Origin of the sequence: Burkholderia sp. Bp9031 (assembly GCF_003857965.1) — a bacterium.
GTDB lineage: Bacteria > Pseudomonadota > Gammaproteobacteria > Burkholderiales > Burkholderiaceae > Burkholderia > Burkholderia ambifaria_A.
In genome coordinates, this window is the sequence record NZ_QTPW01000002.1 from 302,309 (window position 1) to 316,044 (window position 13,736).

The window sequence follows — 13,736 nt, forward strand, 5'->3', positions numbered from 1 at the left end:
CTTTCTAAAGTCAGCGTTGAAAAAAAACCGCGCCCGCCTGCGCGCCGCACGGCGCGCCACGAGCGCATCGGAGTCTGCGGGCGGCACGGCACCGGCGGGCCGCGCCGCGAAATCATCGCTCCGCCTGTGCCGGCAGCACAAGCGCAACCATGAAGCCGCGCGCCGTATTGCGCATCAGGATCTGGCCGCGATGCCGCGCGGCCGTCGCACGGACGAACGCAAGCCCGAGGCCGAAGCCGCTGCGTGCCGTGCCGTGCGCGGATTCGAGCCGCACGAACGACTCGGTCGCGGCCGTGCGCTGCTCGGGCGCGATGCCATTGCCGGCATCCTCGACGCCGATCAGCCACGCACCGCCGTCGTCGCTCAGCGTGCAGTGCACGTCCGTGCCGGGCGGACCGTATTTCAGCGCGTTGTCGATCAGGTTCACGACCGCGCGCGTGAGCATCAAGCGGTCGCCCATCGTCACGCACTCGGCGTCGGGCACGTGGGCCACGACCCGGCTGCCGAATCCAGCCGCCTTCTCCCACAGCTGATCGACGGCGTCGAGCACGATCTCGTTGAGACTCAGGACCTCGTGCGCGCGGCGCTCCGAGCGTGCGCGAGTCAGGTGGATGAAGCCGTCGGCGAGCGCGAGCGCGCGCCGGGCGTGGCCGGCAATGCGCTCCATGATCGGCGGCATGTCGCCGTACTCGCTCCGGTAGACCTCGAGCAGCGCGAGAATCGACGTCTGCGGCGAGCGCATGTCGTGCGACAGGAAATCCAGCGCTTCGTCGCGCTGCCGCGACATCAGGTACGAATTCGAGTGATAGCGGATGCGCGCGGTCAGTTCCATCGCGTCCGGGAGCTTCACGAGATAGTCGTTCGCGCCGGCGATGAACGCCTCGCGCTTGACGATCGGCTCCTCCTTCGCCGACAGCACGATGATCGGCACGCGTGCGGTATCGGCGTGGGCGCGCCACGCGCGGACGAGGTCGAGGCCGTCGATGTCCGGCATCACGAGATCCTGCAGGATGACCGTCGGCTTCACGTCGCGCGCGACCGCCATCGCACGGTGTGCGTCGGTGCACACATGCAGGTCGATATCGTGCTCGCCGCGCAGCGCGCGGCGGATCACCTCGCCGACGAACGGCTGATCGTCAACGAGCAGAACCGATAGCCCCGACTCGAGACAATCCGGCGCATTTTCACCGCTCGATTCTTTCATAAATACCGTTTCAAACGCCAAATCTCCAATTGATTCTTTCATGGGAGTTGTTTATCCGACTTGGACGCTATCTTAATTTAGCGGTTGAGAAATCCGCCTATTGTTGCCGATCTGGCCTATCAGCATTGCCTCACGGGGATCCGAGCGTCGATTTTCCCCGACGACGGTCGCATTACCTCCGCGTGCTTTCTCTCAATAAAGATAACTGGCTGATTCTAAATTAAATTAGAACACAGCATCTATCTCCTTCCGGTTTAGTTTTGCCAAATAGGGTGAAAGAGCGGGATTCAGATAAATCTGATCATTTCCGGAAGCGAAAGACGAGAACGTTTGCGAAGTCGGCGCCGCGAGGTTTGCATGCGCTGCAAGTCTCGCGCGTCGAACGTATCGGGGCCGGATTCCGACGCGGTGGAATCGGAGGGACGGAGGGGGGAAATAGCGCGCCGCGACCGAATCGGCCGCGACGCGAATGCACGGGATGCAGCCGGCCGGAACCGGCAAGCACGGCAGCGACGGCCGTGCGCGCAGGCCGGCCCGCGCGGCCGGTTATCCGCGTGCGTGCTGCGCGGACACTTCCTGCAGGTCGAGATCGCGCTCGAGCATATGCAGCATCTCGTCGTGGATGCGACCCGAACGATGCAGGCGCAACAATTCCACACGTCCTGCCTTGATCGCGGCCAGCACGACGTCGTAGTGCGCGGTGCGGACCTCCGCCGGATACGCAGGCGCGTTCTTCGCCCGCTCGGTCAGCTCCGCGCGATACGTGTATTGCTCCAGCAGGCGCGGGTGAATCACGTTGCCGCGCTCGTCGCGCACCAGCGGCTGGATCGCCGCGAGCTGCGCCGCCTCGATATGCGCCCACGCCATCGGCTCGGTCAGGTGATGCGCGGCGCGCTCCTCCTGCTGCGGCAGGCGCAGCAGCCGGATCAGCGGCCCGATGGTCGTGCCCTGCAGCAGCACGGTGACGAGGATCACCGCGAACGACGCGACCAGGATCACGTCGCGGCCCGGCATCGCCTCCGGCAACGACAGCGCGATCGCCAGCGTCACGACCCCGCGCATCCCGGCCCAGCTCATGATCGTCGCGGCCTTCCAGTCGGGCGGAATACCGCGCCCGACGATCCCGCGCACCGGCACCTTCAGCACCTCGACCGCATAGACCCACACGAAACGCGACACGATCACCGCCGCCAGCACCGCGAGTACCGGCGGCACCATCGTGGCGAGCACCTGCTCGAAGCCGCCGAGCCGGTGTATCGCGCCGCGCAGCGACAGCCCGATCAGCACGAACACCATCGCCTCGAGCAGGAACACGATGACCTGCCAGAACGCGGTGCCACGCGTGCGCACGGCCGCCGAAAACACCTCGTGCTGATGCCAGCCGACGATCATGCCGGCCGTCACCGTCGAGATCACGCCCGACACCTCGACCATCTCGCCCGCGATGTACGCGATCCAGCCTGCGATCACCGCGACGGTAATCACCAGATAGTCGTCGTCGAGCAGTTTCAGGAACCACACGACGAGCTTGCCGACCAGGAAACCGACCACGACGCCGCCGAGCCCGAGTTCCGCGAAGCGCACGACCGCGTGCTCGAGGCTGAACGCGCCCGTCAGCGCGGCGGCGACCGCGAAGCGGAACAGCACCAGGCCGGCCGCGTCGTTCAGCAGGCTTTCCCCTTCGAGCAGCACCATCAGCCGACGCGGCAGCGCGACGCGTTCGAGCACCGCCTTCGCGGCCACCGCGTCGGGCGGCGACACGATCGCGCCGAGCGCGAAGCATGCGGCCCACGGCAGCGACGGCACGACCCAGTGCACGGCGAAGCCGACCGCGAACGTCGTAAACACCACCGCGCCGATCGCGAGCATCAGGATGCCGCCGACGTTGTGCTTGAACTCCTCCCACACGGAGAAATACGCGCCGTCCATCAGCAGCGGCGGCAGGAACACGAGCAGCACGAGTTCCGGATCGAGGTTGATCGGCGGCAGGCCGGGAATGAACGCGATGCCGATGCCGCCGATCAGCAGCGCGGCCGCGGGCGGCAACCGCAACCGCTTGGCGATGCATTCGAGCGCGACGATTGCGAGGAATGACAACAGAACCAGCTTGAATGCCGAGACGGGGGACATGAATCGACCTCGTGAAGAATGAATGCGCACGCCAACCGGTGTCGTACCCCGGTTGGCCATTTCGCGCGATTACATCACGATGCGACGCTTGCAGTCGAGCGCGTTCGGCAGGCGCGGCGCACGGTTTCGCCTCGATCGCGCACGGCGGGAAGTCGCCGTGCCCGTCGGCGTGCGCCGAAACGAAAACGGCACGCGGGCCGGCGCGATCGCCCGCCCGCGTGCCGTCATGCCGCCTGAGATCGCGCTAGCGGCGCCGCACGACCATCAGCCGCGGCTCGGTCATGTCCTCGATCGCGTAGCGGATCCCTTCGCGGCCGAGCCCCGAATCCTTCACGCCGCCGTACGGCATGTTGTCGACGCGGAACGACGGCACGTCGTTGATCACGACGCCGCCCACCTCCAGCTCGCCCCACGCACGCTGCGCATGCGCGAGCGAATCGGTGAACACGCCGGCCTGCAGCCCGAAGTCGCTGTCGTTCACGCGCGCGAGCGCGTCGTCGAAGCGGTCGAACTTCTCGAGGATCGCGACCGGGCCGAATGCCTCCTTGCGGTACAGGTCCTGCTCGCGGCCGACGTTTTCCAGCAGCGTCGCCTCGAACATCGCGCCGTCGACCTTGCCGCCCGCAACGATCTTCGCGCCCGCCGCGACGGCCGCATCCATCCAGCCGGACAACCGGCGCGATTCGGATTCGGAGATCATCGGGCCGACGAATGTCGACGGATCCTTCGGATCACCCATCTTCAGCGACCGCGTCTTCGCGATCAGCTTGTCGCGCAGCGCGTCGTACAGATCCGCATGCACGAGGATCCGCTGCACGCCGATACAGCTCTGGCCGGACTGGTAATACGCGCCGAACGCGAGACGATCGACCACGTAGTCGAGCTGGTCGCGCTGATCCGCGTCGACGATCGCCGCCGCGTTGCCGCCGAGCTCCAGCACGACCTTCTTCTTGCCGGCCTTCTCCTTCAGCGCCCAGCCCACGGCTGGCGAGCCCGTGAACGACAGCAGCTTGAAGCGCTCGTCGGTCGTGAACAGATCGGCGCCGTCGCGATGCGCGGGCAGCACCGAGAACGCGCCCTTCGGCAGGTCGGTTTCCGCGAGCACCTCGCCGATGATCAGCGCGCCGATCGGCGTGCGGCTTGCGGGCTTCAGCACGAACGGACAGCCCGCGGCCAGCGCGGGCGCGACCTTGTGCGCGGCGAGGTTCAGCGGGAAGTTGAACGGCGAGATGAACGAGCACGGGCCGATCGGCACGCGCCGCGTATAGCCGGTATAGCCTTGCGCGCGCGCCGAGATCTCGAGGTTGATCACTTCGCCGTCGATGCGCACCGACTCCTCGGACGCGACGCGGAACGTATCGATCAGCCGCGTCACTTCGCCCTTCGAATCGTTGATCGGTTTGCCGGCCTCGATGCACAGCGCCTCGGCCAGCTCGTCGAAACGCTCGCGAAAGCGCGCGACGCAGTGGTCGAGCACCGCCTGCCGCTTGTAGGCCGGCAACTCGCGCATCGGCTTCGCCGCGTCGACCGCCGCGCCGATGGCCGCATCGATCGCCTTCGCGTCGGCGAGCGCGACGCGCGTGGCGACCTTGCCGGTGAACTTGTCGGTCACGTCGAGATCGGTGTTCGCGTAGACGGCTTCGTTGGCCAGGTAGTACGGATAGGTATCCTTCAACATGGAACGCTCCTTCCGGGGAACTGCGGATTCAGAGTTGCGCCGACAGGCGCTTGATTTCGCGGTTGAGCACGCGCTCGTTGTCCGAATAGTCGATCGGCACGTCGATCACGTGCACGCCCGGCGTCGCGAAGCAGTCGCGCAGCAGCGGCTCGAGATCGTCGGCCGATTCGACGCGATGCCCGTGCGCACCGTAGCTCTGCGCATACGACACGAAATCGGGATTCTTCAGCGTCATCGCGAAATCGGGGAAATTCATGTTCTCCTGCTTCCAGCGGATCATCCCGAACGCATCGTCGCGCAGGATCATCACGACGATGTCGAGCTTCAGCCGCACCGCCGTTTCGAGTTCCTGAGAATTCATCATGAAGCCGCCGTCGCCGCACACGGCGATCACCTTGCGCTGCGGATGCACGATCTTCGTCGCGATCGCCGACGGCAGGCCCGCGCCCATCGACGCGAGCGCGTTGTCGAGCAGCAGCGAGTTCGGTTCGTGGGCACGCCAGTAGCGCGCGAACCAGATCTTGTACATCCCGTTGTCGAGACAGACGATCCCGTCGACCGGCAGCGCGTTGTACAGGTCGTTCACGATCCGCACCGGATACATCGGGAAGCGCGGGTCGTGCTGGCCCTTCTGCAGATGCGCGTCGAAATGCTCCTTGATCATCGCGAAGCGCTCGAAATCCCAGTGCGGCTGCGGCGTCACCGCTTCCTTCATCTGCCACACCGCGTTCGCGATGTCGCCGACCACCTCGATCTGAGGGAAATAGACGGGATCGACCTGCGCGCCGAGGAAGTTCACGTGGATCACGGTCTTGTCGTCCGCGCGCATGAAGAACGGCGGCTTCTCGATCACGTCGTGCCCGACGTTGATGATGCAGTCGGCATGCTCGATCGCACGGTGCACGAAGTCGCCGTCGGACAGCGTCGCGTTGCCGAGCCACAGCGGATGCGTCTCGTCGATCACGCCCTTGCCCATCTGCGTCGTGAAGAACGGGATGCCCGTCTTGTCGACGAATTCGAGCAGCATCTTGCAGGTCGTCTTGCGGTTGCCGCCCGCACCGATCATCAGCAGCGGATGACGCGCGGCCTGGATCGCGTCGATCGCATGCGCGACCGCCTTCTCCTCGGCCACCGGCCGCCGGCTGTAGCTTCGCGGGATCGGCTTGCCGTCGCCCTCCTCGTGCGCGATGTCCTCCGGCAACTCGAGGTGCGCGGCGCCCGGGCGCTCTTCTTCCGCGCGGCGAAACGCTTCGCGCACCGCCGACGGGATGTTGCCGATCGACACGATCTGCCGCGTGAACTTCGTGAGCGGCTGCATCATGTCGACGACGTCGACGATCTGGAAGTGGCCCTGCTTGCTGGACTTGATCGGCTTCTGCCCGGTGATCATCAGCATCGGCATGCCGCCGAGCTGCGCATACGCGGCGGCCGTCACGAAGTTGGTCGCGCCCGGCCCGAGCGTCGCGAGACACACGCCGGTTCGGCCCGTCAGGCGGCCGTAGGTGGCGGCCATGAACCCGGCCGCCTGCTCATGCCGGGTCAGCACGAGCTTGATCTTCGATCGTCGCAGCGATTCGAGCAGATCGAGGTTTTCCTCGCCGGGAATGCCGAACACATACTCGACGCCTTCGGCTTCCAGCGCCTTCACGAACAGATCCGATGCTTTCATGGGGACTCTCGGTTGATGCCGCCTGCCCGGCTTACGAGCGCGCGACGTTCAGAACGCGCGCCGGCCTACGGCACGCGGACGCTTTACCTACTGGACACTGACCACGGCACTGCCCGCCACGCGATGCGTGGCGGTGCCCCCCGATGCAGGAGGACAAACGGATCCGCCCACGCGCGGCAAGCGCGCGCGGACGGCAAGGACGTTTTTGATTGTAGACGGATTCGCGCGATCCCGAGTTCGACCGAATGGCCGGGCCCGGCCTCGCGACAGGATCGGCCTGACGGCCAATTCAACGTCAAACGGCGCGCGCGGCCCTACTGTGGCGGCTACCGAATGCCACTCATCGAATCTGTGAACCATGGTTGACATACTGCAATCCGTGCCCTACAGTGCGCCTACGTACAGTATCCGGACCACCGACGTCTTCGACGCGTGGTTTGCCGGCCTGCCGGATCGCGTCGCCCGGCGGCGCATCCAGGCGCGCATCGACCGCCTGTCGATGGGCAATCCGGGCGACTGGAAATCCGCCGGCTCCCCCGTCGTCGAAATGCGTATCGACCACGGGCCCGGCTATCGCGTCTATTACGTCAGGCGCGCAACGATATGGGTGATCCTGCTCTGCGGCGGCGACAAGTCGACGCAACAGGCGGACATCCGCGCCGCGCACGCGATGCTCGAGCGGCTCGACCTGGAGTGACCGATGGACAAGATCAAGACCCGGCCATGGGATTCGGCCGAACACCTGAAAACCGACGACGACATGGCCGACTACTTCGAGGCCTGTCTGCAGGAAGCCGGCGACGACCCGACCTTCATCGCACATGCGCTCGGGGTGATCGCCCGCGCGCGCGGCATGTCGCAGGTCGCGCGCGACGCGGGCCTGTCGCGCGAAGGGCTGTACAAGGCGTTGTCGCACGACGGCAATCCGAGCTTCGGCACGATCCTGAAAGTGATCAAGGCGCTCGGCCTGCAACTGCACGGCGCGAAGGCGCACGCGTAATTCGGCGGCGCGCGGCGGCGCACCCGCCATCCACGCGAGGGCCGCGGCCGCGTCAATGCAGCCATCCGCCCGCCCAGCGCGGCACCAGCGACACCAGATACAGCCCGAGCCCGATCAGCCCGCCGACCAGCGTGCCGTTGATGCGGATGTACTGCAGGTCCTTGCCGATGTTCAGCTCGATCTGCCGCGACATGTCGCGCGCATCCCAGTTGCGCACCGTGTCGCGAATGTGACGCATCAGGAAATCCGCGAAATCCGGCGCCATCTCGTGCACGGCCCTCTCGATATGCTCGTTCAGCGACGCGCGCAGTGCCGGGCTTTCCGAGAGCCGCGCGCCAAGCCAGCCGCCGAGCGTCGCGGCCTGCCGGTGCAGCGCCGAATCCGGGCGCGCGAGATCGGCCTTCAGCCACGCACGCAACTGGCCCCACAGATCGCGCACATAGTCGTTGAACGCGTCGCCGTCGCGGATGTAGCGCTTGATCTCGTCGCCCTTCGCGATGAATGCCGGATCATGCTTCAATCGTTCGGTCAGCCGCACGACCGTGCGGTCGAAGCGCTGCCGCAGCTCGTGTTCGGGATCGGCCGCCACGCCCTCGAGCACGCGGCTCACCGCGCTCGCCAGCATGCGCGCGCCGTTCTCGCCGAACCACTGCGTCGGCATGATCTTCTCGACCTTCGGATATTGCGTCTTCAGCCATTCGACGATGAAGCCGGCGATCACCTCGCGGTTCTCCTCCTTGTCGAGCACGTCGACCACCTGCTCGATCGCATCGTCGAGCAGCGTCTGGTGCCGGCCGTCCTTCGTCAGCGTGTCGAGGATCGCGCCGGCCGATTGCGACAGGTCGATCCGGTCGATCACCGCGCGGAACGCATCGTGGACGAACGACTGGATCCGCGCATCGTCGGTCATGTCGAGCGCGAAGCTCATCAGCTTCGTCACGTAGCCGCCGAGCGCGTCGGTGTTCGCCGGTTCGCCGAGCCATGCACCGAGCTTCTGCGCAGGGTCGTGCTGGCGAATCTGCGCGGCGAGCGCGTCGGGGCCGAGGAATTTCTCGCGCACGAACACCGCGAGGTTGTCGGCGATCTTGTCCTTGCTCTTCGGGATGATCTCGGTATGGCGCGACACGAACGGAATCGGCACGCGTCGGAACAGCGCGACGACCGCGAACCAGTCGGCAAGCGCGCCGACCATCGCGGCCTCGGCCACCGCCTTGAAACCATCGACCCACGGGCCGCGCGGCAGCAGGATCGTCGTGACGAATACCGCGACGGCGGCCAGCAGCAGCCATAGCGCGCGGCGCTTGCTGCGCTTCAGTTCGAGGGCTTTGTCTGGCGTCATGGGCGACCGGTGAAACGGCAATGCCGCTAATATGCACCGAACGCCTGCCCGCGACAAACCCGCACGCATTGCGCGAGCCGGGAATGTCGCGCGGCACGGGGTTGCTTCCACTTCCGGCCATTCGCCGCCAGGCGCCGGCGCGAATACGGCCACGCGGGCCGCGTTCGCGCGCTGCGTCAGAGGAACGTCTTCAGGTTCACCGCCGGATCGGCGAGTTTCACCGGATCGGGTACAGCCCCCGCCGCGATCAGCCGCCGCGACGCACCGATGTCGCGCCCGAGGTTCACCGCGGCCACCGCCACGATCTTCCCGTCGTCGTCCAGCCCGAACACCGTGAACGGCCCGCTCGCCGGATCGCCGCGCACGACGGTCGCCCGCTCGCTGCCGAACAGCCCGAGCATCTGCAGGTTGCAGTCGTACTGATCGGACCACAGCCACGGCAGTTCGGCATAGGTTTCGTCCGCGCCGAGCAGGTTCGCGGCCGCGACGGCCGGCTGGTTTTCCGCGACCTGCCACGACTCGATCCGCACGTGACGCCCGAGCAGCGGATTGAAGTGCATCGTCACCTCGCCCGCCGCGAAGATCGCGCGATCGGCCGTGCGGCAACCCGCATCGACACGGATCCCGTTGTCGACCTCGAGGCCGGCTGCCTGCGCGAGTTCGACGTTGGGTACGACGCCGATCCCGACCACGACGATATCGGCCGGCACGTCGCCGCGATCGGTCTCGACGATCGCGCCACCGCCCGGAGCACGGCGAATCGCGCGCGGCAGCGTCGTCATCTGAAAGCTCACGCCGCGCGCGTCATGCAGTTGCCGCGCATGGGCGCCGACGACGTCCGGCAGCGCACGCTGCAGCAAACGCGCCGCCGGGTCGATCACCGTCACGTCGCAGCCGACCTGGCGCGCCGCAGCCGCCACTTCCAGACCGATGAAGCCGCCGCCGAGCACCGCCACGCGACGCCCCGGCGCGAGCCGCGCCCGCAACGCTCGCGCATCGGCCACGGTGCGCACGTAGTGCGGAACCACGCCTTCGTCGACCGGACCGCCGAATGCACGCACCCGCGACCCCGTCGCGAGCACGAGCCGTGCGTACGGCAATGTCGCGCCGTCGTCGAGCCGCACACGCTGCGCATCGCGTTCGATCGCATCGACCCGCGTGCCGAGCCGCAGCTCGATGCGCTGCGCGTCGTACCATGCGGCATCGCGCACGAACGCGCGCTGCTCACCGCCGTCGCTCAGCAGCGCGTCCTTCGACAGCGCGGGCCGGTCGTACGGCAGCTCGCGCTCCGCGCCGATCATCACGATGCGCGCATCGGCGTTACCCGCGCGCAACGCCTCGGCCGTGCGCCGCGCTGCGTGGCCGGCGCCGACGATCACGAACGGGTCAGTCGACATTGACTTCCACCTGCCCGTCGACGATCCGGATCGGATAAGTCCGCACCGGCTCGGTAATCGGCGCGCACTTCGGCGCACCCGTGCGAATGTCGATCAACCCCTGATGCAGCGGGCACTCGACGCAGCCGTCTTCCACATAGCCTTCGGACAGGCGTGCGTGGCCATGCGAACAGAGGTCGTGCATCGCGAACAGTTCGTCGCCGATCCGGAACACCGCGATCGGCTTCTGGCCGGCGACGCGCGCCACCGGTTCGTCTTCGGAGAATTCGTCGAATGCGCCGAGCGGATGCCACTCGGCCAGCGTTGCTTCGGTCATGTCGGTTCCTTGCTTCCGTATCAGATCGGCGTCGCGAGCAGCGTCTGCACGCGCGACGTGTCGTAGATCACGCGCTTGGTCTTGTAGCGCAGCCCCTCCGGCGTGCGCACGACCGTGTCGTAGTACTTGCCGGCCTGGTACACGTTCGATTCGCCGTTGCTGCGCGTCTGCACGACCACGTAGTTGCTCTCGGTGTCGATCTCGCCGTCGCGCTGCGCGACGATCGTGAGACCCGACGTCATGTGCCGGTACGTGTGCTCTTCGAAGATGTTCGCGTGCCGCAGCGATACCACGCGGTCGCGCAGCATCCGCTGGTTCGTGCAGTGGACGATTCCGACCGGCAGCCCGAGATCCGCGTTCTCCTTCGGCACGATCTCGTACGTGCAGTCCTCGGTGAACATCTCCGGCCAGTGTTCGAGCCGGTCGTTGTCGAGGTGGCCGATGTAGCGGTTCTGGAGCATGTAAATCTCGAACCACGTCTTCATGTCTTCCGTCAGGTTTTCCATCATTCCGCGCTCCCGCTTCAATAGCCCATCAGCTTCTGGTAGCCGACCCAGAACTTGCGGATCAGGCTTTCGGTGATCACCGTGTCCTGCTGGTCCGGATTGCCGCGCGACATCTCGATCACCGACGTCGCATCGGCGTCGCGCACCGTGCCGCGCTGCACGAGTTCGGTCGCCTCGGTGTCTTCCATCGAGATGTAGCCGGCCGGCCCGACCAGGTTCGCCTGCTTGATGCGCAGCGCGCGCAGTTCGGGCGTGTCGTCCGCGTAGCCGAAGAAGTGGAAGATCAGCTCGAAGTTGTCCGGGCCCTTCGGCAGGATCTGCCGCGCGACCAGCGTGTTGTGGATCTGCTGGATCACGAGCTGCGGGAAGATCGGCTGGATATGGTTCGTGCAGTCCTCGTCGTATTCCGACACGAGATCGAGGATCGACTCGTCTTCCAGATGGAAGCCCTCGTCGAACGAGCGGATGTTCTGCTGCTTGTACGCAGCCGACGTGTCGTCACCCGTCTTCGTCACCGTGATGATGCTGTGCAGCCCGTGGTTCGCATCCGGAATCGAGCGCGCCTTCATCCCGACGCGGAAGATGTTGAAGGTCGTATGGAACAGGTGCAGCATGCTCGCGTGATACGGATCCTTCACGTTCTCCATGTACAGCTTCCAGTTCGACTTCGAATACTGGCGCGTGCAGCCGAGATACTCGATCGGCTTGTGGAAGATCCGGTCGATCCACGGCCGCATCTGCTCGCCGAGATAATCCGGCAGCGGCATCACTTCATCGCTGAAGGTGGCGAACACGAGCCCGCGATAACTGTCGACGCGCAGCTTGCGCAGCCCGTGCTGCTTCGGGTCGAAGTCGGCCGGCATCCCGGTCATCCCCTTCTGGCCGCGCCGGAACGGCACGCCGAGCAGGTTGCCCTCGTTGTCGAAGCTCCACTGGTGGTACACGCACGTGTGCGAACTCGCGTTGCCGCGCGACTTGCGGCAGACCTGTGCGCCGCGGTGCGCGCAGCGGTTCACCCACGCGGACAGCGTGCCGTCCTCGGTGCGCGTGACGACCACCGGCGTGTCGCCGACGAACGTGCTCTTGAAGTCGCCGGCGTTCGGGATTTCCGCTTCCAGCGCGACGAAGTTCCATGTCGGCCCGCGGAAAATGCGTTCCTGCTCGCGATCGTAGACCGCGCGCGAACTGAACACCTTGTACGGTACGCGCGAGCCGTCGTCGTGCGGAAAACGCACATCTGACGCGTCGTCACGCGTGGCGAATACGACGGGCGATTCTGTCTGCTCCATGTCGGACTCCTTGTGGTTCCATTTCGTTGATTGCATGGAGATGATTTTTGAAAAGCTAATATTCGGCGTCTATCCGGAAAGTGCGATTGCGGCGGCGCAATATCCACTTTCGGCGGATTTCTGCGCTAGCATGGCGACACACGCGACCCCGCGCACGATCGCGACCCATTCGTCGGATCGAAGCGCGCGTCCACACCAAGGCCGATGCCCATGTCCCCAACGTCGTTCGAGCCGCATGCGCTGCGCGCGCACCGGCTGTTCGAATCCCGCGATCTCGACGAGACGCGCGAGCGAATCTCGCGCGTGATGCAGCCGCACGCGCTGCTGCCGAGCGGCCGCGTGCAAGGCGCATCGCACATGGATTTCGTGCGGCTCGGCGGGCTCGGCATCGGCACCATTGCATTCGGCGACGCGATGCGCGTGCAGGTCGACGCCGTCGACGGGTATTACCTGCTGATGTTCTGCCTGTCCGGGCAGGCAGAAGTCCACGCGATGGGACGCCGGCTCGGCGTCGACGGGCAGACGGGCGTGCTGTGCGCGCCCGGCGAGCGCTTCGACGCGGTGCTGTCCGCCGACTGCGAGCAGTTCGTGCTGCGCATCGACGCGGCCACCGTCGGCTCGCTGACCGGCGACCCGCGCGCGACGCTCGACCCTGTGCTGCACATCAGCGACGCCGCGCTCGCCGCGTGGCGCCAGCAGTTGATGCTCGTCGCCCGCTCGCCCGAGCTGCTCGAACGCGCGAACGCCAACCCGCGCGTCGCGTCGCAGCTCGAGCACCTGCTGATCGACCTGCTGATCGAAGGCCACCCGCCGTCGGTACTGAGCACACGCCACGATCCGGCGCCCGGCTTCGTGCGGCGCGCGCAGGAGTTCGTCAACGCACACTACGCGCAGCCGCTGCAGCTCGCCGATATCGTCCAGGCCGCCAACGTGCCGGAGCGGACGCTGCGCGACGCCTTCCTGCAGTTCCGCGGGATGAGCCCGATGCAATACCTGCGCGCGACGCGGCTCGAACATGCGCGGGAGTTGCTGCGCGGGTCGGTGTCCGAGCGACGGATCGCCGATATCGCACTCGATTGCGGGTTCACGCACCTCGGGCGCTTCGCGATCGCGTATCGGGAAAAGTTCGGCGAATCACCGTCGGAGACGCTCGACGGCAAGCGGTAGGCGGGGGCCGGCGGGCTGATTCGGCTTGATGCGCCAAAACT

The 13,736-nt window shown here is 66.3% G+C and carries 12 protein-coding genes; 3 read left to right on the forward strand and 9 right to left on the reverse strand.

Annotated elements, in window-relative coordinates; all coding sequences use genetic code 11:
• Positions 1-112: 112 nt before the first annotated feature.
• The 4 genes from DIE15_RS04550 to DIE15_RS04565 form a co-directional block, all read right to left on the reverse strand.
• Positions 113-1,246, reverse strand: coding sequence for a hybrid sensor histidine kinase/response regulator (locus DIE15_RS04550; RefSeq protein WP_124832487.1), 1,134 nt, complete (start codon positions 1,244-1,246; stop codon positions 113-115).
• 504 nt (positions 1,247-1,750) lie between these two features.
• Positions 1,751-3,334, reverse strand: coding sequence for a Na+/H+ antiporter (locus DIE15_RS04555; protein WP_057924098.1), 1,584 nt, complete (start codon positions 3,332-3,334; stop codon positions 1,751-1,753).
• 244 nt (positions 3,335-3,578) lie between these two features.
• On the reverse strand, positions 3,579-5,012 hold the full coding sequence (locus DIE15_RS04560; protein WP_124832488.1) for an aldehyde dehydrogenase family protein: 1,434 nt from the start codon (positions 5,010-5,012) through the stop codon (positions 3,579-3,581).
• Positions 5,013-5,040: 28 nt separating this feature from the next.
• Complete coding sequence (locus tag DIE15_RS04565; protein WP_057924100.1) at positions 5,041-6,681, reverse strand: acetolactate synthase large subunit; 1,641 nt, start codon at positions 6,679-6,681, stop codon at positions 5,041-5,043.
• Between the two features lie 358 nt (positions 6,682-7,039).
• Between DIE15_RS04565 and DIE15_RS04575 the strand changes: the two genes are divergently transcribed.
• Together DIE15_RS04575 and DIE15_RS04580 are read left to right on the forward strand one after the other, a co-directional pair.
• A complete protein-coding gene (locus DIE15_RS04575; protein ID WP_057924101.1) occupies positions 7,040-7,378 on the forward strand; it encodes a type II toxin-antitoxin system RelE/ParE family toxin in 339 nt (112 codons plus the stop codon).
• A gap of 3 nt (positions 7,379-7,381) precedes the next feature.
• Positions 7,382-7,681 (forward strand): addiction module antidote protein, encoded by a 300-nt coding sequence (locus DIE15_RS04580; protein ID WP_057924102.1) that lies wholly within the window; start codon positions 7,382-7,384, stop codon positions 7,679-7,681.
• Positions 7,682-7,733: 52 nt separating this feature from the next.
• On the opposite strand, the gene DIE15_RS04585 is transcribed toward DIE15_RS04580, so the two are convergent.
• The 5 genes from DIE15_RS04585 to andAc all read right to left on the reverse strand — a co-directional run bounded on the left by DIE15_RS04585 (position 7,734) and on the right by andAc (position 12,528).
• Complete coding sequence (locus DIE15_RS04585) at positions 7,734-9,020, reverse strand: DUF445 domain-containing protein (RefSeq protein WP_057924103.1); 1,287 nt, start codon at positions 9,018-9,020, stop codon at positions 7,734-7,736.
• A gap of 176 nt (positions 9,021-9,196) precedes the next feature.
• Positions 9,197-10,417 carry an anthranilate 1,2-dioxygenase system ferredoxin--NAD(+) reductase gene (andAa, locus tag DIE15_RS04590; RefSeq protein ID WP_124832489.1) on the reverse strand — a complete coding sequence of 407 codons (1,221 nt, stop codon included), beginning with the start codon at positions 10,415-10,417 and terminating at the stop codon, positions 9,197-9,199.
• Positions 10,407-10,733, reverse strand: a complete 327-nt coding sequence (gene andAb, locus DIE15_RS04595; RefSeq protein WP_057924105.1) for an anthranilate 1,2-dioxygenase ferredoxin subunit AndAb — start codon at positions 10,731-10,733, stop codon at positions 10,407-10,409. Before andAb ends, andAa begins: the two co-directional genes overlap by 11 nt.
• Before the next feature lie 20 nt (positions 10,734-10,753).
• Positions 10,754-11,242, reverse strand: coding sequence for an anthranilate 1,2-dioxygenase small subunit AndAd (gene andAd / locus DIE15_RS04600; protein WP_057924106.1), 489 nt, complete (start codon positions 11,240-11,242; stop codon positions 10,754-10,756).
• Between the two features lie 14 nt (positions 11,243-11,256).
• Positions 11,257-12,528: an anthranilate 1,2-dioxygenase large subunit AndAc gene (andAc, locus tag DIE15_RS04605; protein ID WP_124832490.1), complete on the reverse strand. Its 1,272-nt coding sequence runs from the start codon at positions 12,526-12,528 to the stop codon at positions 11,257-11,259.
• 210 nt (positions 12,529-12,738) lie between these two features.
• Here andAc and andR point away from each other — a divergent pair, with 210 nt between their 5' ends.
• Positions 12,739-13,695, forward strand: coding sequence for an anthranilate 1,2-dioxygenase regulatory protein AndR (andR, locus tag DIE15_RS04610; RefSeq protein ID WP_124832491.1), 957 nt, complete (start codon positions 12,739-12,741; stop codon positions 13,693-13,695).
• The last annotated feature ends 41 nt before the right edge of the window (positions 13,696-13,736 follow it).